General features: G+C 67.6%; 12 protein-coding genes. 6 read left to right on the forward strand and 6 right to left on the reverse strand.

Annotation, left to right across the window (positions count from 1 at the left end):
• Positions 1 to 153: 153 nt before the first annotated feature.
• The gene (locus tag ACEQX1_RS17745) at positions 154 to 828 is read left to right on the forward strand and encodes an alpha/beta hydrolase (protein ID WP_024351747.1); all 675 of its coding nucleotides are present in this window, start codon (positions 154 to 156) and stop codon (positions 826 to 828) included.
• Between the two features lie 28 nt (positions 829 to 856).
• Here the strand turns inward: ACEQX1_RS17745 and ACEQX1_RS17750 are convergent, their stop codons facing one another.
• Entirely contained in the window at positions 857 to 2,032 is a 1,176-nt protein-coding gene (locus ACEQX1_RS17750; protein WP_370193434.1) for an anhydro-N-acetylmuramic acid kinase, read from the reverse strand.
• An 89-nt stretch (positions 2,033 to 2,121) separates the two neighbouring features.
• Between ACEQX1_RS17750 and tyrS the strand changes: the two genes are divergently transcribed.
• Positions 2,122 to 3,375 carry a tyrosine--tRNA ligase gene (tyrS, locus tag ACEQX1_RS17755; RefSeq protein ID WP_370193435.1) on the forward strand — a complete coding sequence of 418 codons (1,254 nt, stop codon included), beginning with the start codon at positions 2,122 to 2,124 and terminating at the stop codon, positions 3,373 to 3,375.
• Positions 3,376 to 3,404: 29 nt separating this feature from the next.
• Here the strand turns inward: tyrS and ACEQX1_RS17760 are convergent, their stop codons facing one another.
• Positions 3,405 to 6,626, reverse strand: a complete 3,222-nt coding sequence (locus ACEQX1_RS17760) for a hypothetical protein (protein ID WP_370193436.1) — start codon at positions 6,624 to 6,626, stop codon at positions 3,405 to 3,407.
• A gap of 255 nt (positions 6,627 to 6,881) precedes the next feature.
• Between ACEQX1_RS17760 and ACEQX1_RS17765 the strand changes: the two genes are divergently transcribed.
• The 3 genes from ACEQX1_RS17765 to ACEQX1_RS17775 all read left to right on the forward strand — a co-directional run bounded on the left by ACEQX1_RS17765 (position 6,882) and on the right by ACEQX1_RS17775 (position 9,686).
• Positions 6,882 to 7,358 carry a peroxiredoxin gene (locus tag ACEQX1_RS17765; RefSeq protein ID WP_370193437.1) on the forward strand — a complete coding sequence of 159 codons (477 nt, stop codon included), beginning with the start codon at positions 6,882 to 6,884 and terminating at the stop codon, positions 7,356 to 7,358.
• A complete protein-coding gene (locus tag ACEQX1_RS17770) occupies positions 7,355 to 8,191 on the forward strand; it encodes a ferritin-like domain-containing protein (RefSeq protein ID WP_188076723.1) in 837 nt (278 codons plus the stop codon). Before ACEQX1_RS17765 ends, ACEQX1_RS17770 begins: the two co-directional genes overlap by 4 nt.
• 157 nt (positions 8,192 to 8,348) lie before the next feature.
• Entirely contained in the window at positions 8,349 to 9,686 is a 1,338-nt protein-coding gene (locus tag ACEQX1_RS17775; protein WP_370193438.1) for a M23 family metallopeptidase, read from the forward strand.
• A gap of 84 nt (positions 9,687 to 9,770) precedes the next feature.
• On the opposite strand, the gene prfB is transcribed toward ACEQX1_RS17775, so the two are convergent.
• The 3 genes from prfB to ACEQX1_RS17790 all read right to left on the reverse strand — a co-directional run bounded on the left by prfB (position 9,771) and on the right by ACEQX1_RS17790 (position 14,907).
• Positions 9,771 to 10,899 (reverse strand): peptide chain release factor 2 gene (gene prfB, locus ACEQX1_RS17780; RefSeq protein ID WP_155898541.1). Its coding sequence is split into 2 segments (ribosomal slippage): positions 9,771 to 10,829 and positions 10,831 to 10,899, totalling 1,128 coding nucleotides; the frame shifts between segments, so codons are not numbered across the junction.
• 126 nt (positions 10,900 to 11,025) lie between these two features.
• A complete protein-coding gene (locus tag ACEQX1_RS17785) occupies positions 11,026 to 13,476 on the reverse strand; it encodes a penicillin-binding protein 1A (RefSeq protein ID WP_024351738.1) in 2,451 nt (816 codons plus the stop codon).
• Positions 13,477 to 13,710: 234 nt separating this feature from the next.
• Positions 13,711 to 14,907 carry an N-acetylmuramoyl-L-alanine amidase gene (locus ACEQX1_RS17790; protein ID WP_370197263.1) on the reverse strand — a complete coding sequence of 399 codons (1,197 nt, stop codon included), beginning with the start codon at positions 14,905 to 14,907 and terminating at the stop codon, positions 13,711 to 13,713.
• Between the two features lie 714 nt (positions 14,908 to 15,621).
• On the opposite strand from ACEQX1_RS17790, the gene ACEQX1_RS17795 reads away from it, so the two are divergent.
• The gene (locus ACEQX1_RS17795) at positions 15,622 to 18,480 is read left to right on the forward strand and encodes an Rne/Rng family ribonuclease (RefSeq protein WP_370197265.1); all 2,859 of its coding nucleotides are present in this window, start codon (positions 15,622 to 15,624) and stop codon (positions 18,478 to 18,480) included.
• A 120-nt stretch (positions 18,481 to 18,600) separates the two neighbouring features.
• Here the strand turns inward: ACEQX1_RS17795 and ACEQX1_RS17800 are convergent, their stop codons facing one another.
• Entirely contained in the window at positions 18,601 to 19,749 is a 1,149-nt protein-coding gene (locus tag ACEQX1_RS17800) for a pyridoxal phosphate-dependent aminotransferase (protein ID WP_372521795.1), read from the reverse strand.
• Between the last annotated feature and the right edge of the window lie 9 nt (positions 19,750 to 19,758).

Consider the following 19,758-nt stretch of genomic DNA (forward strand, 5'->3'; position numbering starts at 1 on the left):
CGCAAAAATCTTGAATTTTCGACGACGCCCGGACTACAAGACGCCTGATAGACGCCCGTAGTTTTGAATCATTCTAAACTGGACCCTACGAGGCCACTTCGGCTTCGTCAAGTCAGGCCAGCCGAGCCATCCCGCTCGCCAAGGAACATTATTATGCCCGAAGTGATCTTCAATGGCCCTGCCGGCCGCCTGGAGGGCCGTTACCAGGCCGCCAAGGAGAAGAACGCCCCGATCGCCATCGTCCTGCATCCGCATCCGCGCTTCGGCGGCACGATGAACAACCAGATCGTCTACAAGCTCTTCTACATGTTCGTGGAGCGCGGCTTCACCACCCTGCGCTTCAATTTCCGCGGCATCGGCCGCAGCCAGGGCGAGTTCGACCACGGTTCGGGCGAATTGTCGGACGCCGCCTCGGCGCTGGACTGGGTGCAGAGCCTGCATCCCGATTCCAAGCAGTGCTGGGTCGCCGGCTATTCCTTCGGCGCCTGGATCGGCATGCAGCTCCTGATGCGCCGGCCCGAGATCGAAGGCTTCTTCTCGATCTCGCCGCAGCCCAACTCCTACGACTTCTCCTTCCTCGCCCCCTGCCCGTCCTCGGGCCTGATCATCCATGGTGACAAGGACCGGGTGGCGCCGCCGAAGGACGTCCAGACCCTCGTCGACAAGCTGAAGACCCAGAAGGGCATCGTCATCACCCAGAAGACGATGGAAGGGGCCAACCACTTCTACAGCGAGCACACCGACGAGCTGCTCGGCGAATGCTCCGAATATCTCGATCGGCGTCTGGCCGGCGAACTCAGCGACCCGCGGCCGAAGCGCCTGCGCTAGGCCTCAGAACCCGGCACCGGGACGCCTGTCAGCGATCGGTGCCGGCCTCGGCGTCTCCGGCATCATCCGGCAGCGACAGGACACCGCCGGTCACCGCCTCGCGGCAGCCGGTGGTCGTCGGCCAGGTCAGCGGACGGCGGTCGAGCGACCGGATGGCGAGATAGCCCCAGGCCTCGGCCTCCATGGCATCGCCGTCGAAGCCGACCTCCTCGGCCGAGACGACCGACGCATCGGGCCCGGCGCCGGCTTTCAGATCGGCCATGATCGCCGGATGGTGGCGCCCGCCGCCGCAGATGATCCAGAGCTTCGGCTTGGCCGGAAAATGCTCGGCCGACTTCAGGATGGCCGCGGCGCTGACGAAGCATAGCGTACGCGCCACATCCTCCAGAGTGCCGCTGCCGGGCGGTGGGACCGGAAAATCGAAACGGTCCAGCGACTTCGGCGCGGGCCGGGCGAAGAAGTCCGTCGCCAGATAGCGTTCGGCCATGCCTTCGATCAGACCGCCCTCGCTGGCAATGGCGCCATTCTGGTCGTAGGGAATGCCCGCCTCGCGCTGCAGCCACTGGTCGAGAAGCGCATTGCCCGGCCCCGAGTCGAAGGCGACCGGATCGGTTTCGCCATCGAGCCAGGTGACGTTCGAGATACCACCGATATTCACGAAGACGACCGGATAGGTCCGGCGATCCGCCGGCAGGCTGCCGGCCAGCGCCGCGTGATAGGCGGGGACGAGCGGCGCGCCCTGCCCGCCGGCCACCATGTCGGCCGCGCGCATGTCATGGACCACCGGCAGGACCAGTTGGATGGCGAGGAGATCGCCCCGGCCGATCTGGACCGTCAGCGCCTCGGCCGGGCGGTGCAGCACCGTCTGGCCGTGAAAGCCGACGACATCGACCGACGCCCTGTCGATGCCGCACTCCTTGAGGAAGCGCGTGACCGCTTCGCCGTGACGGTGGGTGAGCGCGACTTCCAGCGCCGCCAGGTCGCCGGGACGTGCGTCGCGCTGCCGGATTGTCTTGGCGGTCTCCAGCGCCGCGGCGAGCTGGTCCCGGAAGGCCGCGTCATAGGCATAGACCCGCGCCGGTCCGCGTTCGACGACGGTATCGCCATCCGTGTCGACCAGCGCCACGTCGATGCCGTCGAGCGACGTGCCGCTCATCAGGCCGATGGCGCGGCGCAGCTTCGGTTGGCGCAATTTCGGCTCCACAACTGGAATTCTGGCGCAGGGCTGATAAACCGCACCCCACATCTAGCGGAGCGCCTGCCGCTCCGGCGAAAGAACAGGATCACCATTCCATGACCCGCTTCAAGTCCGAGTTCCTGGCGACACTCGCCGAACGCGGCTTCATCCACCAGACATCCGACGACAGCGGCCTCGACGAGCTGTTCCGCACCGAGACGGTCACCGGCTATATCGGCTTCGACCCGACGGCCGCCAGCCTGCATGTCGGCTCGCTGATGCAGATCATGATGCTGCACTGGATGCAGCAGACCGGCCACCGGCCGATCGCGCTGATGGGAGGTGGCACCGGCATGATCGGCGATCCGTCCTTCAAGGACGAGGCGCGCAAGCTGCAGACCGAGGACACGATCGCCGCCAATCTCGCCGGCATCAAGCGGTCGTTCCAGCCTTACATCCGCTTCGGCGACGGGCCGACCGATGCGGTCATGGTCGACAATGCCGAGTGGCTGCTGGAGCTGAACTACGTCGCCTTCCTGCGCGATGTCGGCCGGCACTTCTCGGTCAACCGCATGCTGTCCTTCGATTCGGTCAAGCTGCGGCTGGACCGCGAGCAGTCGCTGTCCTTCCTCGAATTCAACTACATGATCCTGCAGGCCTACGACTTCGTCGAGCTCTACAAGCGGACCGGCTGCAAGCTGCAGATGGGCGGCTCGGACCAGTGGGGCAACATCGTCAACGGCATCGATCTCGGCCGGCGCATGGAGGGTGCGGATCTGTACGCTCTCACCTCGCCGCTGCTGACCACCTCGTCGGGTGCCAAGATGGGCAAGACCGCCTCGGGCGCGATCTGGCTCAACGACGACATGCTCAGCGCCTATGATTTCTGGCAGTACTGGCGCAACACCGAGGACGCCGATGTCGGCCGCTTCCTGAAGCTCTACACCACCCTGCCGATGGACGAGATCGCGCGGCTCGAAGCGCTGGGCGGCTCGGAGATCAACGACGCCAAGAAGGTGCTGGCCAACGAGGTCACGGCCATGCTGCACGGCCGCGTCGCTGCCGAAGCCTCCGCCGAGACGGCGCGCAAGACCTTCGAGGAGGGTGCCCTGGCCGACAGCCTGCCGACCATCGAAGTTCCGGCGGCGTTGCTGGCCGAGGGGCTGGGCCTACTGTCGCTGCTGGTCTCGGCCGGCCTTGCCGGCTCCAACGGCGAAGCACGTCGGCACATCAAGGGCGGCGCCGTGCGGGTCAACGACGCGCAGGTGACCGACGAGCGGCTGACGGTCGGCACGAACGCTCTCGTCCAGGGAGTCGTCAAGCTGTCGGTCGGGCGCAAGAAGCACGTGCTGGTCCGGCCCGCCGACTGAGCAGCGGCACGCGCCCGCGCTGCGGGGCGTCAGTACTCGAAGATGCGCCGGAAGATGCCCGGCGCGATGGCGGAGATCGGGTTCACCGACAGGGTCGGGTCGTCGAGCGGCCCGGCCAGACGGTAGGTGATCCCGATCAGGCCGCCCTCCTGGCCATTACCCAGAATGCCGCCGAAGAAGGGGATCGCGCCGAACAGGCGGTTCACCCCATAGGCGGGCATGAAGGACCCGTCGATGGCGATGCGCTGGGCGTCGTCGACGATCACGCCCTCGAAGCTCGATCCGAAGATCGGCCCGCGAATGATGCCGTCACGGGCCACCAGCCGCGACCCGTTCCAGGCGAGTTGGGCCGAGGCCGCGTCGAAATAGGCATCCGAGGTCTGCAATTCCTGGCCCACGGCGCCAGCGAGACTGGCCTCGCGGTCGCGGGTCGTGCCGACGAGCCGCGCCAGCCGCGATTCGTTCACCAGCGTGAAGTCCTGCAGCGCCAGCTTGCCGCCATATTGGGCGGGCTGGTTGCCCGCCATGGCGAGCCGCGCCTTGCCGCCATACATGTTGGAATAGAGCCCGGTGAAGCGAAGCAGCGCGCCCGCGTCATCGGTGCTGAGTTCGACGCTTCGGCCTTCGCCGCGCTTCTGGATCGCCATCCGCAGCGGCGAGCCGTCCGCCGCCACGGCGGCGATGTCGGCCACCGGCGCGCCGGACGACTGCTGGCGAAAGGCGATGGTAGCATTGCGCAGTTCCTCGCCGCCGAAGCCGATCAGGCGATCCACCGCGATCGACAGGTCGAGCGGCGCCTGGCGGGTTCCGGTATCGGTCGCCGATGCCATGCCGCCGGCGCGCAGCCGGGCAAGGCCCGCCCGCGCATCGAGGCTACGTCCCGTCAGCGCCACCTTGAAGCCGCCGTCCTCGCGCCGGACGCTGCCGGAAAAATTGTCCGACCGGCTGAAGGCCGCCTTGTCGATCGTCACCGATTTCAGGCCGCCGCCATCGGCCTCGGCCCGCCCCTCGGCGTGGAAGCCTTCGCCTTCGAGCTTGGCGTTGGTCAGGCTGAGCGTGTTGTCGTCCGTCGTCATGTCAAAGGACAAAGAGGCCGGCACGCCGGGCCCCTTGCTCCAGCCCGTCGCCGGCAGCCGCAGGCGCGCGGCGGACAGATCGATCGCGGCGCGGTAGGTGTCGCCGGACCGCACCAGCGTCGCCGACAGGGCGCCGTCCACGACGTCGTCCAGGGTCGGAAGAATGGCCTGGAGCTGGCTCTTTTCCAGTTCGGTCGTGATGGTCAGGGACCGCTCGCCGACCGGGTTCGGCTTCAGCGGTTCGGCAAAGGCGATCCGGGCCGGGACGCCGTCGATCGTTGCGTCCACCTCGCCGAAGACCGTGCCCGGCGACAGGCTCGCCATGCCGGTGATCGCGCCGAGCTGGCGCCCTTCCAGCCGGCGTTTCAGCCCCACGTTGTCGAGGTCGGCGATTACCGTCCAGTTCTGCAGGACGGATTTCTCGCCCGGGCGGCCGAGGAGGAAGCGGGCATTCACCCCGGCCGTTGCCGCACCCGAGACCTCGTCGCTCTTCCAGCCGATCTTATCGAGTGCATTGACGGGGTCCCGGTCGGCGATCTCCAGAAGCGCCTGGGCCGGGCCGCCGATATTCAGCGAGAGCGACGCGATCACGCCGGCCTCTTCGCGTTCGAACTGGAGCGACGATGGCAGGATTGTCACCTCGGGAACCGCCGCGACCGTCGCCGAAGCGACCGAGATCACCGTCCTGCCGGCCCGAAAATCCAGATCGCCCGTGACGGCGGAGAGGTCGGGAAGATCGCCGACCGTGGCAAAGGCGGCACCGTCGATGGCAAGGGCGAGATGCATCTCCTCGGCGCTCGGGCTGATCTCGGGGTCCAGGATCTTCGGCAGCCGGTCGACGGACACGTCGAGCGTAAAATTGCCGCCCTCCACCCTGCCCGCATCGCCGGCATGGTCGATGACCCAGGATCGCGCCTCGGGCGAGATGATGATCGGCCAGAAGGCCTTCACCGTGGCCGCGTCGACATTGTCGAAGGTCAGGTCGGCCCGGATGCGGTCCTCCGGCTCCATCCCGCCCAGTGCTGCGGCCCCGGCCAGCCCGCCATCGCCGGTGTCCAGGACCAGACGCTCGATGTCGGCCGCCGCATCGGCCGGATCGAACCAGCCGCCCAGCGTCAGCTCGGCGGATCGTGGCGCGCCATCGCCCCCCGCGGTCGAGATCAGACGCGAACTGGCAAGGCTGAAGCCGTGATGGCCGGCGGCGTCGGCGACGAGGTTCAGCCCGCCGCGAAACTCAGCCTCGACCGACGCGGTCTCGATACGGCCGGCGGAGACGCGCGCATAGCTGCGCCCCTCGTCGAGTGTCAGTTCCAGGACGCCGCTCTGCAACGCGACGGGCATGCGGCCGATCAGGCGGCCTTCGCCGGCGTCGAGCCGTACGCGCAGGTTCCGGCCGGCGTCGGTGGTGGCGAGTTCGGCGGCCAGCGAAGCCGCCCCCTCGAAGGCGACGGATCGGTCCGCCACGTCCTGCGGTGGTTCGCCGAAGGCCAGCGGCAGCGGAGCGGTCTGGAGCGACAGTCCGGCCAGCCTGTTGCCGTCCGGGGCCAGGGTGGCGCGCCCGGTCACCGCGATGTCGCGACCGGCAAGGTGCGCCGTCAGGTCGATGGCGGTTTCACCCTGGCCGACGCGGCTGACCGTCAGGCGGTCGAGCCGCGTGTCGGGATCGGCGTTCAGGCTGGCGACGTCGGCCACCTCCAGCAGGCGCAGCCCGGCGTCATCGAGGGCCGTGAAGATGCGATCGGCCGTCCGGAAGATCTCATCCGGTACGAAGGGCTCGCCATCGTCCTCGCCCTCCAGGCTGCCCGGGTCCAGTCGCACCCGCTCCACGGCGAGGGTTTCGAGCGCGAGATTGCCGGACAGCAGGCTGGAGACGCCGATGCCGGCGCGCACCAGCGCCACCGTGCCGACCGTTTCGCCGGTCTCGCGATCGCGCAGGGCGACATCGGAGAAGCCCAGCCCGATCCGGCCGCTCGGGCCGATGCCGATCGTTTGCTGGCCCAGCGCGACGACATAGCCGGGACCAAGGGCGTTCGAGGCGAGCTCCTCGGTCTTGCGCCGCAGCAGGTCCTGGCCCGAATCGGTCCACAGGATGGCGGCGGCAAGCCCGCCGATCAGCAGGGCCGCGCAGATCGCGATGCTGGCCGTGCCGGCCAGGATACGGACGACAATCTTCATCTTCGGCGAAACGCCTCCGGACTGCGACCAGCCTCGTGCGCAGGACGGAATGGAATCTGCGCAGACATGGCGTCTCGGCGCTCCCCTGTCGACGCCGTTTCGAACCGGACGCCGCGCGTTGAACAATACGTCGCGCGGAGCATGCTTTCGCCCGCGCATCTCATCCGGCATCTTCGCCACCAGATCGTCAGCCGCCGGCTGATTCGTCCAGTCACCCTCTCCTGACGCACGATTTCCCCGAAAGGATGGCACGCCATGCCGATTTCAGCCGGTGAACCCTGTCCGACATTCAGGCTGCCCGACGATCACGGCGCGGTGGTCGCGTCCGACGATCTCCTCGGCAAGCCGTATGTCCTCTATTTCTATCCCAAGGACGATACCTCCGGTTGCACGCTTGAAGCTGTCGAGTTCACGCGGCTGAAGAGCGATTTCGACGCGATCGGCGTTCCGGTCTTCGGTGTCTCGCCGGATCCGGTGAAGAAGCACGGCAAGTTCCGCGACAAGCACGAGCTCACCGTCCGGCTGCTGTCGGACGAGGAGAAGACGCTGCTGTCGGCCTTCGGCATCTGGGTCGAGAAGAGCATGTACGGCCGCAAATACATGGGCGTCGAGCGGACGACGGCGCTGGTGGCGGCCGACGGCACGGTGGCGCGGCTCTGGCCCAAGGTGAAGGTGCCGGGGCACGCCGAGGAGGTTCTGGAGGCCGCGCGCCAGCTGTCTGCCACGACATGAGCAGCGAACCGCGCGAGGCCGGCGCCCCGGCAACGCTGCGCCAGGCCGCGATCGAGGCGCTCATGGCGGCCGATCTCGATGAAAAGGTCGAGCGCACCAACCTCGCCTGCCGGCTGTGGTTCGGTCGCCGCCTCGGGCTGCACGCTCCGCACGATCCGGCGCTGCCCGACCGGCCGGGCCGCCCGGCCGAGCCGGTCCTCGTCTCGCCGCGCACGGTCAAGCGCCGCTCGGTGCACACCGAAACAGGCCGGATCGCGCTGATCCACGCGCTCGCCCATATCGAACTCAACGCCATCGACCTGGCGCTCGACATCGTGGCGCGCTTTGCCAGCGAACGCGTGCCGCGTTCCTTCTTCGATGGCTGGATGACGGTGGCGCTGGAAGAGGCCAAGCATTTCCGGCTGCTGTCGCGACGGCTGGAATCGCTCGGCAGCCATTATGGCGCCCTGCCCGCCCATGACGGGCTCTGGCAGGCGGTGGAGGCGACCGCCCACGATCTGGGCGCACGGCTGGCGGTGGTGCCGCTGATCCTCGAAGCCCGCGGGCTCGACGTCACCCCGTCCCTGCTGGAAAAGCTGCTGGAGGTCGGCGACGCCGACACCGCCGCGATCCTGGAGATCATCTACCGGGACGAGAAGAAGCACGTGGCGATCGGCGCCAAATGGTTTCGCTTCCTGTGCGCCCGCGAGGGCCGCAATCCGGCGCAGCGGTTCCAGGAACTGGTGCGGGCGAGCTTCCGCGGCGACGTGAAGGCGCCCTTCAACGATCGCGCCCGCGCCGAGGCCGGCCTGACACCCACCTTCTACCGGTCACTCTCGCCGCTCTCGAGCTGAGCTCGGGGGCCGGTCACGCCTGCGAAAACGGGTCCGGGCGCCCGTCGGCAGCGGCCGGAAGGCGGTCGATCGGCTGCCGATCAAAGGAATGTTAACCTTACCCGAGTGTAATCAGGCGGTCGACGGGACATCGCGTCCCGGTATCCGGGGATGGGTAATGGCTGCGGTGAAGCACAGGCGAACATTCGGCGATCGACGCGAACCGCATACGGTGATCATCGCGCGCGGCGAACAGGTTCGCTACTTCACCATCGGCCGCAAGGCCCTGATGCTCGGCTCGGCCCTCGCCGCCCTCGTCGTGGTCACCTGCGTCGCGATCCCCTCCTACTATCTCCTGCAGGACGACCTCACCGTGCGCTATGCCGAGCGCCAGTGGAAGGTGACCCGCGACTACGAACAGCGGATCGCGGCGCTGCGGGCGCAGCTCGACACCGCCACGAGCCGGCAGTTCCTGTCCGAGAAGATGGTCGAGACCAAGGTGGAAGTGCTGCTCGACCAGCAGGAGGAACTGACCGCCCGCTACGACAAGCTGCAGCCGCTTCTCGAACGGGCCAAGGCCACCGGGATCATTACGACGGCCGTCCCGCTGCCGACGCAGAACCCCCGCACCTCGCCCGCCGATGAGGCGCCCTTGGAGACGGAGCCGGCGCTCGAAGCTCATGGCGATTCGCTGGACGAGGACGAGCCGATGCTCGACACGATCCGCACCAGCGCGATTCCCGGCGATGACTGGCGCACCGCGCCGATGACGGCCGCGGCGACCGCAGCGGCCGCGAAAGTCGGGCCGCGCCGCTTCGACGTCTCAGAAGCCGCGATCCGTCAGATCGGACGCTCCATCGACATGGCCGAGCTTCGCCAGATCGGCGACCTCCAGAGCCTCGCCGCCAAGGCACGCACCCGCACCGTGCGCATCGCATCGGCACTGACCGCGATCGGCATCGACCTGCCGCCGGACACCGTCGGTTCGGCCGTCGGCGGACCCTACGAGCCCGCGCCCGCCGATTTCGATTTCGAGGAATCCTACGCCGAACTCGATGCCGCGCTCGATACGCTGAAGAAGCTGCATGACGTCGCCGAGCGGCTCCCCCTGACCGAGCCGATGCCAGCGAGCACCCGCTCGAGCACCTTCGGCATCCGTTCCGACCCGTTCCTCGGCAAGCGCGCCCTGCATGCGGGGATCGACTATGCCCGCCCGAGCGGCTCGGCGGTCTCGGCCGTTGCGCCAGGCAAGGTCGTGCGCGCCGGTCGGGCCGGCGGCTACGGCAATCTGGTCGAGATCGACCACGGCAACGGCATCACCACCCGCTACGGCCACATGTCCCGGATCGACGTGTCGGTCGGCGACGAGGTGGGGCGCGGCACCCGCATCGGCGCGGTCGGCAGCACCGGTCGCAGCACCGGGCCGCATCTCCACTACGAAGTGCGCCGCGACGGCAAGGCCGTCGATCCGATGCGCTTCCTGCGCATTCGCGACCGGATCCGCCTGCCGTCCTGACACGGGGCCACGGTTTGCACCGGGCGCAACGCAAAACGGGCCACCGTTTCCGGCAGCCCGCTGAATGCTCTTGCGTCGATGGCGTCAGTCGATGTCGTCGACCGCGGCGTCGCCGCCATGGACCCGGTGCGCCAGCGCACCCTCCATGAACGGGTCCAGCCCGCCGTCCAGGACTTCCTGCGGCGAGGTGCTCTCGATGCCGGTCCGCAGATCCTTGACCATCTGGTACGGCTGCAGGACGTAGGATCGGATCTGGTGGCCCCAGCCGATATCCGTCTTCGAGGCCGCCTCGGCATTCGCCGCATTCTCGCGACGTTCGAGCTCGGCCTCGTAGAGCCGGGCGCGTAGCATGTTCCAGGCGGTCGCCCGGTTCTTGTGCTGCGAACGCTCGGCCTGACACTGGACCACGATGCCGGTTTCCAGATGCGTGATGCGCACGGCCGAGTCGGTCGTGTTCACGTGCTGACCACCGGCGCCGGACGCCCGGTAGGTGTCGATGCGGACATCGGATTCGTTGACGTCGATGTCGATCGAATCATCGACCACCGGATAGACCCAGACCGAGGCGAAGGACGTGTGCCGCCGCGCCTGGCTGTCATAGGGCGAGATCCGCACGAGCCGGTGGACGCCGGATTCGGTCTTCATCCAGCCATAGGCGTTGTGGCCCTTGATGAGCAGCGTGGCCGACTTGATGCCCGCCTCTTCGCCGGAATGCTCTTCCAGGACCTCGACCTTGAACTTGGCGCGCTCGGCCCAGCGCATGTACATGCGCTGCAGCATCGCCGCCCAGTCCTGGCTCTCGGTGCCGCCGGCGCCCGAATGAACCTCGACATAGGTGTCGTTGGAATCGGCCTCGCCGGAGAGGAGCGTCTCGATCTGCCGCTTGTCGGCCTCGGCCTTGATCTCGCGGATCGCAGCCTCGGCTTCCTTGACGATCTCGGCGTCCTTCTCCTCCTCGCCCATGGCGATGAGTTCGATATTGTCCTGCAGCGACTGGTTCAAGCGGTTCACCGCGCCGATGGCGGTGTCCAGGAACTGGCGTTCGCGCATGAGCTTCTGCGCTTCGGCCGGATCGTCCCAGATGGTCGGATCTTCCGCCTTGTTGTTCAGCAGGTCGAGGCGTTTGAGAGATTTCTCCCAGTCAAAGATGCCTCCTCAGCAGGCTTATGGCCTGCTTGATTTCGTCGACAAGGTTCTCGATCTCGGCGCGCAAGCCGCAATCTCCTAAATCCTGAGGGTATGGTCTCGCACCGGCGAGGAAGGCCTCGCCGTCGCGCGGGCGACGCCGGAGCCGGATCGCCGGTCGGGGTGGCTCTATAACGGTCCGTGGCCGGCTTGGCTAGAACAGCCCGCCGCCACCACCGCCCTGGACGATGGCCTGCTCGGCCTCCTGCGAGACCTGTCCGGAGCCGAAGCCACCGGCCATCTCGTCGGCGCCGATGATGTTGAAGGTGTCGGACGGCCCGGTGCCGGGCTTGAACGCCTCCATGATGACGTCGCCGCCCGAACCGCCGGAGCGCATGCCCGTCTTCCGGTTCACGGCGATCAGGTCCATGCCCTCGGGCACCTTGAACTCGACCGGCGGCACGCCTTCCAGGGCATCCTCCATGAAGTCGATGAACACCGGTGCCGCCATGCCGCCGCCGGTGGCGCCGCGGCCCATCGGGGTCGGGTTGTCGTAGCCGAGGAACACGCCGGTCACGAGGTCCGGGGTGAAGCCGACGAACCAGACGTCCTTCTCCTCGTTGGTGGTGCCGGTCTTGCCGGCGATCGGAACGCCGAGCGCAGCCACACGGGTGGCGGTGCCGCGCTGGACGACGCCCTCCATCATCGAGGTGATCTGGTAGGCGGTCATGGGGTCGAGCACCTGATCGCGCTCGTCGACCAGTTCCGGCTCGCTCTGGCCGTCATAGGCCGGCGCGTCGCAGGTCTGGCAGATGCGCTGGTCATGCTTGTAGATGGTCTTGCCGTAGCGATCCTGGACCCGGTCGATCAGCGACGGCTCCAGCGAGCGGCCGCCATTGGCGATGACCGAATAGGCCGACACCATGCGCAGCACGGTGGTCTCGCCGGCGCCGAGGGCCATCGGGAGGTATTTGCCGAGATTGTCGTAGATGCCGAAACGCTCGGCATATTCCGCGACAAGGTCCATGCCCATGTCCTTGGCGAGCCGGATCGTCATGAGATTGCGGCTCTTCTCGATGCCGAGGCGCAGGGTGGAGGGACCGGCCGAGCCGCCGCCGTAATTGGACGGCTCCCAGACACCGCCATTGCCGTCCGGCAGTGAGATCGGCGCATCCATGATCACCGAGGACGGCGTGTAGCCGTTGTCCAGCGCCGCGGCGTAGACGAAGGGTTTGAAGGACGAACCGGGTTGGCGATAGGCCTGGCTGGCGCGGTTGAACTCGGACTGGGCGAAGGAGAAGCCGCCGACCATCGCGACGACACGTCCGGTCTTGGGCTCCATCGCCACCAGTGCGCCCTGCACCTTCGGCGGCTGGCGCAGCCGGTAGCCGGCGCCCTCTTCCTTCTTCTCCACATAGACGACGTCGCCGCGCGACAGCACCTCGGCGGCGGAGCTGACATTGCCCTTCCGATCCTCGGTGTTCAGGCGCAGGGCCCATTTCATGTCGTCCCTGGCGATGCTCGCCAGCTCGCGCTCGGCGCCGCGGGCGCCCGACATGTCGCGCGGCGGCTGCAGGCCGATCTCCACGCGGCCCGCCTCGGCGGTCAGGACGACGGCCAGACGCCATTCGGGGACATCGGCGAGCGGCTCGATTTTGGCCAGCGACTGACCCCAGTCGCTGCCGATCTCGACCCGGGTCACCGGCCCGCGCCAGCCGCGCTCCTCGTCATATTTGATCAGCCCGTGCTGGAGCGCCTTGCGCGCCTCCGCCTGGAGCGTCGGATCGAGGGTCGTGCGGACGGACAGACCGCCCTCGTAGAGTGCGTCGACGCCGTAGCGCTGGATGATCTCGCGGCGCACGTCCTCGGTGAAATATTCCGACGACGCCAGATAGGTGCCGGTCGGCCGCGGATTGACGTCGAGCGGCTTTTCCTGCGCCTCGCTGGCGGCCTCGGCGGTGATGAAGCCGTTGGCGGCCATCTGGTCGATGACCCAGTTGCGGCGCTCGATCGCCCGGTCCGGATCGCGGAACGGATTGTAGTTCTCCGGCGCCTTCGGCAGCGCGCCCAGATAGGCGGCTTCCTCGATGGTCAGCTCGTTCACCGACTTGTCGAAATAGGCCAGCGCCGCGGCGGCGACGCCGTAGGAGCCGAGGCCGAGATAGATCTCGTTCAGATAGAGCTCGAGGATCTTGTCCTTGGAATAGGCCTGCTCGATGCGCAGCGACAGGATCGCTTCCTTGATCTTGCGGTCGAAGGTGCGCTCGTTGGTCAGAAGGAAGTTCTTGGCGACCTGCTGGGTGATGGTCGAGGCGCCCTGCATGCGGCCGCCCTTGGCCAGCACCATCACGGCGCGCGCCACGCCTTCGATGTCGACGCCCGGATGCTGGTAGAAATTCTTGTCCTCGGCGGAGAGGAAGGCGTTCTTGACCAGATCCGGCACCGCCTGGATCGGCAGGAACAGGCGCCGCTGGCGCGCGTATTCGGCCATCAGCGAGCCGTCGGCGGCGTGCACCCGCGTCGTGACGGGCGGCTCGTAGGCCGCCAGGACCTGATAGTCCGGCAGGTCACTGCCCATCTTCTCGATGTACCAGGCGAAACCGCCGGCCACCACGAGGAAGAAGACGGCACCGATGGCAAAGAAATAGCCGAGCAGTCTGATCATCGAAACTCCGTCCGCCCTGCGCCGCCGCGCCGGTCCGGTTCATGCTCCCCGCATCGGCTCGCAAGCCTTGGCCGGGAATTTGCAACATCCGCCGCGCATGGGACGCAGCGAACGTCCTTTTAACGTTTTCCTGCTGCGCAAATGCGGCGAGGCCATGGACATGGGTGCATGACGGCCCCGCAATGCAGGCAAGCGTTGTCGATTTACCACATCCGCCCGGATGCGCGTGCCCGATTAGCCGGGCTTGCGCGGTTCGGCGACCTTTTCCCCGAAGAAATCCATCACCGCCCGGGCGATCGCCGCGGCGGTGTCCTTGCGCCAGGCGTCGTCCGTCAGGAGCTTCTCGTCCTCGCGATTCGACAGGAAGCCGAGTTCGACCAGCACCGAGGGGACGTCCGGCGCAGTCAGCACCTTGAATCCGGCCGAGCGTTTCGGCCGGTTGATCAGGCGGATGTCCTCGCGCCGCAGGTCCCGGACCAGCGACGAGGCGAAATGCTCGGAGAAGCTGACGGTCTCGCGCCGGGTCAGGTCGAGAAGGATGTCGAAGACGGTCGGCTCGTCGCGCTGCCATTCCTCGCCGGCGAAGCGGTCCGCCGCATTTTCCGACGCGGCGATCTCGCGCGAGAGCTCGTCCGAGGCGGTCTCCGAGAGCGTATAGACGGTTGCGCCCCGCAGATCGGCGTAGCGGATCGAGTCGGCATGGATGGAGATGAACAGGTCGGCGCGTTCGCGGCGGCCGATCGCCGCGCGCTCCTCCAGCGGAATGAACGTGTCGTCGTCGCGGGTCAGCGTCACCTCGACATCGCCGCGGGCCTGCAACGCATCGCGGAGAGCCAGCGCCATGGCGAGGTTGATCTCCTTCTCCAGCGTGCCGGATTTCGACACGGCGCCCTTGTCGACGCCACCATGTCCGGCGTCGAGCACGACCTTCAGGACACGCCCCTGCGGCACGGCCGCCGGCACATCGGGTCCGGCGTCGGCGGTCTCCGGCGCCGGCCTCGACGGTGACGCCGCAGCGATCTTGCCGGACGTGGCCGGACGAATGGTCAGGGAGAGCGTCTCGCCATTCGCCGTCGCGGCGCGGTCGAGTTCGGCGCTGGCCGCACCCTTGAGGGTGAAGATGAAGCGATAGCGGTCGGCCGCGACCAAGCCATGGCGGCTCGCCGAGACGAGCGCGTTGTCGGGCGGCGCATCCAGCGCGGCAGCCGAGAGGGTGTCCTCGAAATCGACGGCGATGCGCTCGGGATTGCGCAGATGCAGAACCCGCGCCTCGGGCTTGCCGATGACGTCGAACGCGACGGTGAAGGCGTCTGCGTCGGCCGCCTGGGTCACCGCGGTGATGATCCGGTCCTCGGCCAGCGCGGGATAGTGGGCGCCCCACAGCAGGAGCGCCACCACAGCCGCCAGGGCTGCCCGGGCAAGCTCAGCCACCACGTTCCGGCATCGTCCTGTCATTGCACCCCTTCCCGGTCGCAGCGTGTCGCGTCCTCTGCGCGATAGGCCATCCCTGCTGACGCGACAATGTTGATGAGACTGGGGCGACGGCTCAAAGTCGCGCGGCCGAAACGCTGCGGCGGCTGTCGCCGCTCCGGCGACAGCCGGTATGCCGCTTCGCGCCCACGCCTCGCGCGATCTCTTACCTTGCGACCACAATCGCCGCGCCGCACTTGTTTATTAGGCATTCCCGTCATAAAATCGAACCGAGGCTTAGTGATGCGGAATCACATGCAGCTGCCGATTCGGAGGCACGAGTGCCCCGCGGACGTCGGCACGGCTGCGGCGAAAACGTCGCGGCAGGTTTGCGATCCTGCGACCAGTCACCGGGCCTCGAGCAGAATTTTCATTTCGCCGCAGGAGTTTCCTTCCCGGCGGATTTCCAACGTCGCGAATGTGCCCGGCTCGCAAGCCGCCAATTCGCCCGTTTCGTCGGCCGCCCGAGCGGCCATGTAGTTGTTACAGGTCGAATCTTGTCACCAGCTCCCGTTCTCCGATACCCGCCGCATCCCTTCACAAGGGGTCTGGCGCCGTCGAGTCACGGCCGCGCTGCAATGCCAGATTCCACCGATACGGGCTCGCGCCCTCCCGTCGACAGGCAGGCGCATGACGCCTTGCCGCGACCTGGTGCGAGCGCCCGGGAGTCCTTTCATGGCAAACAAAATGCTGATCGACGCGTCCCACCAGGAGGAGACGCGCGTCGTCGTCGTCCGGGGTAGCCGGGTCGAGGAATTCGATTTCGAATCCGAACACAAGAAGCAGCTCAAGGGAAATATCTATCTGGCGAAGGTAACGCGGGTCGAACCCTCGCTCCAGGCCGCCTTTGTCGAGTATGGCGGCAACCGCCACGGCTTCCTCGCCTTCAGCGAGATCCATCCCGACTATTACCAGATCCCCAAGGCCGACCGTCAGGCGCTGATCGAGGAAGACCTCCAGCGCGCGATGGAAGAGGAAGAGGCCGACGAGCCGAAGCCGACCCGTTCGCGTCGCGGATCGCGCAGCAAGTCTGCCGCACACAGCGACGAGACCGTCTCGGAAAAGGCCGAGGTCGACGAGAACGGTGACGAGGCCGGCTCCGACGCAGCGCCGAGCGACGCCGATCAGGGCGAGGCCCATGGCGACGAGACCGAAATCCGCGCCGCCGAGTCCGACGACGATCACGACGCAGACGCCGATGCCGATGGCATCACGACGTCCGGCGGCGACGGTGACGACGAGGAGAACGGGTCCGAGCGGTCTTCGCGGGGCCGGCGCGGCGGCCGTGGTCGGCGCGGGCGCACCCGCGCGTCCGGCGACGACGAGAGCAATGGCGACGAGGACGGCGACGACGAGATCGACCAGATCGGCTCCGAGGACGCCATGGAGGAAGTGCCGGTCCGCCAGGCACGCCAGCGCCGCCAGTACAAGATCCAGGAAGTCATCAAGCGTCGGCAGATCCTGCTGGTCCAGGTCGTCAAGGAAGAGCGCGGCAACAAGGGCGCGGCCCTGACCACCTATCTGTCGCTGGCCGGTCGCTATTCGGTGCTGATGCCGAACACGGCGCGTGGCGGCGGCATCTCGCGCAAGATCACCAATGCGGCCGACCGCAAGCGGCTGAAGGATGTCGTGCGCGAGCTCGACGTGCCGCGCGGCATGGGCATCATCCTGCGCACGGCCGGTGCCAACCGCACCAAGCCGGAGGTCAAGCGCGACTACGAATATCTGATGCGGCTGTGGGAGACGGTGCGCACCGTCACGCTGTCCTCGATCGCCCCTGCCCTCGTCTACGAGGAAGGCAGTCTGATCAAGCGATCGATCCGCGACCTCTACAACAAGGACATCGACCAGATTCTCGTCGCCGGCGAGACGGGCTACCGCGAAGCCAAGGACTTCATGCGGATGCTCATGCCGAGCCAGGCGAAGGTCGTGCAGCCCTATCGTGACCCGACCCCGATCTTCGTGCGGCAGGGCATCGAATCGCAGCTCGACAAGATGGTGCAGCCCCACGTCACGCTGAAGTCGGGCGGCTACATCATCATCAACCAGACCGAGGCGCTGGTCGCCATCGACGTCAATTCGGGGCGTTCCACCAAGGAACACTCGATTGAGGACACGGCCTATCAGACCAACATGGAAGCCGCCGAAGAGGTGGCGCGCCAGCTGCGTCTGCGCGACCTCGCCGGCCTCATCGTCATCGACTTCATCGACATGGACGAGAAGCGCAACAACCGCGCCGTCGAGAAGAAGATCAAGGAGTGCCTGAAGAGCGACCGGGCCCGCATCCAGGTCGGCAGCATCTCGCATTTCGGCCTGCTGGAAATGAGCCGTCAGCGGATTCGCGCCAGCGTGCTGGAATCCACCATGCAGACCTGCCCGGTCTGCGAGGGCACCGGTCATATCCGCTCGTCCTCGTCGTCGGCGTTGCACGTGCTGCGCACGATCGAGGAGCATCTGCAGAAGCACGCCGATCACGATCTCATCGTCAAGGTTCCGACCTCGACGGCGCTCTACGTGCTCAACGAGAAGCGCCAGCGGATCGAGGAACTCGAGCACCATCACGGCCTGCGCATCATCCTGGAAGCCGACGACAGCGCCGGTCACCAGGCGATCACCATCGCCCATGGTGCCGAAGCGACGAAGCCGGAAATCACGATCGATGCCGGCCAGCCGGACGCCCTCGCCGTCAGCGATGCGCTCGACGACGCGGCGGACGAGGAAGCGGCACGCCGCTCGGCCGACGAGCTCGACCGGATCGCCGAAGAGAAGCCTGCGGCTGAAGAAAAGGGCCGTGCGGAGGAAGACCGGAACGGATCGGACAATTCGGAAGGCGGCGGTCGTCGCCGCCGCCGGCGTCGGCGCAAGCGGTCGGGCGACGAGGACGAGACTGTCGCCGACGGCCAGTCGCGCGACGACCGTTCGGATCAGGACAATGGCGACGATCGCGACGGCGATGCCGAAGGCGACGACGAGACGGATGGCGGCGCACATCGCAGCACCAGCCGGACCGACGACGACAGCGACCGGGGCCGCAAGCGCCGCCGTCGCGGCCGTCGGGGTGGTCGCCGCAACCGCGAGGACCAGAATGGCGAGGGCGAATCCGGCCAGCCGTCCGGTGACGTCGCAGCCGATCAGGCTTCGGACGCGCAGCCGATCCACGCCACCGCAACGACGGTGATGTCGGATCAGGTCGCCGCAACGCCGGCCCCGGTCGCCGAGGATGCGCCGGTGGCGTCGCCCGCCGAGCCGGTCGCCGCGCAGAGCGAAGCGGCCGACAACGCCGACACGGCGGTCGTGGCAGAGCCTGCAATGCCGGCTCTGGCCGCCGAGCCGGTGGCCACCAGCGAGCCGGCACCGGTCGAGGCACAGCCTGTCGCAGTCGAAGAGACCGCGGCGGCCGCTGCCAACGACGATACGCCCGCCGCGCCGGAATCGTCCGATCCGGTGGTCACGTCGAGCACCTCGAACGATGCCGAGGCCAAGCCCGAAAAGCCGCGCCGCACCGGCTGGTGGGCGCGCCGGAGCTTCTTCTAGGGCGACCGCGCCGCCTCGCGCCCAGGCGCGGGACACGGCAGACATGAAAACGGGCGGCCCATCGGGCCGCCCGTTTTGCGTTCCGGGTCTGTTGTTGTGAGCCGGGACCGGCGCTGTCGGTCAGCCGGCGCGGCGGTCGGCGATCCGGTCCAGCGCCTCGGCGAGCGTTGCGTGATCGCAGGCATAGGACAGCCGCACGAAGTTCTCGCCGCGGCGGGTGTCGAAGTCGGTACCGGGGGTGATCGCCACATGGCAGCGCTGGAGGATGTCGGCGGCGAACTGCGTGGCGCCGGATTCGCCCTCGGGGATCGCGGCATAAGCGTAGAACGCGCCGTCGATGGGCGCGATATCGCGGAAGTTGAGCTCGGGCAGCCGGCTGGCGATGAGGTCGCGATTCTGCACATAGCCGTCGCGCACGACGTCGAGCTCGGCCGCCGCGTCGAACACCGCCGTGGCCGCGACCTGCGAGAGCTCCGGTGCGGAGATGTAGAGGCTCTGGCCTATCCGCTCGGCGGCCCGCAGCAGCGCCTTGGGCAGAATCAGCCAGCCGATCCGCCAGCCGGTCATGCAGTAGTATTTGGAGAAGGAGTTGACGATGATCGGCCGGTCGGAGAACTCCAGTGCCGTCGCTTCGGCTCGGCCGTAGGCAAGGCCGTGATAGATCTCGTCGGAGACGAAGCGGATGTTTTCGGCATCGGCATATTCGACCAGCCGGCGCAGTTCGTCGCGGGGCGTCACGGTTCCGGTGGGGTTGGCCGGGCTGGCGATCAGGACACCGGCGAGGCGGTGCTCCTCATGGGCGGCGCGCAGATGCTCGGCGGTGAGGATGTAGCCGGTCGTCCGGTCGACCTCGATCTCCACCGGCACCAGCCCGAGCGCACGCAGGATGTTGCGATAGGCCGGATAGCCGGGCGCGGCGAGCGCGATCCTGTCACCCGGATCGAAGGCAGCGAGGAAGGTCAGGTTGAAGCCCGCCGACGAGCCGGTGGTGATCATGATCTGCGCGGCATCCACCGTCTGGCCGTAGGCGTCGGCATAGTGGCGGGCGATGCGCTCGCGAAGATCCTGGCGACCGAGGGCGTCGGTATAGGCGATGCGGCCATGGTCGAGCATGGAGCGGGCGGCATCGCGCGCGATCTGCGGCGCCGGCGCGGCGGGCTGGCCGACGGCCAGCGACAGCACGCGATCACCCCGCGCGATCATCCGGTTGGCTTCGGCCAGAACGTCCATGGCGCGAAACGGGTCGATGTCGGACCGCTTTGATGCCATCATCGTGAG

It is taken from the genome of Aurantimonas sp., assembly GCF_964217435.1.
GTDB lineage: Bacteria > Pseudomonadota > Alphaproteobacteria > Rhizobiales > Rhizobiaceae > Aurantimonas > Aurantimonas coralicida.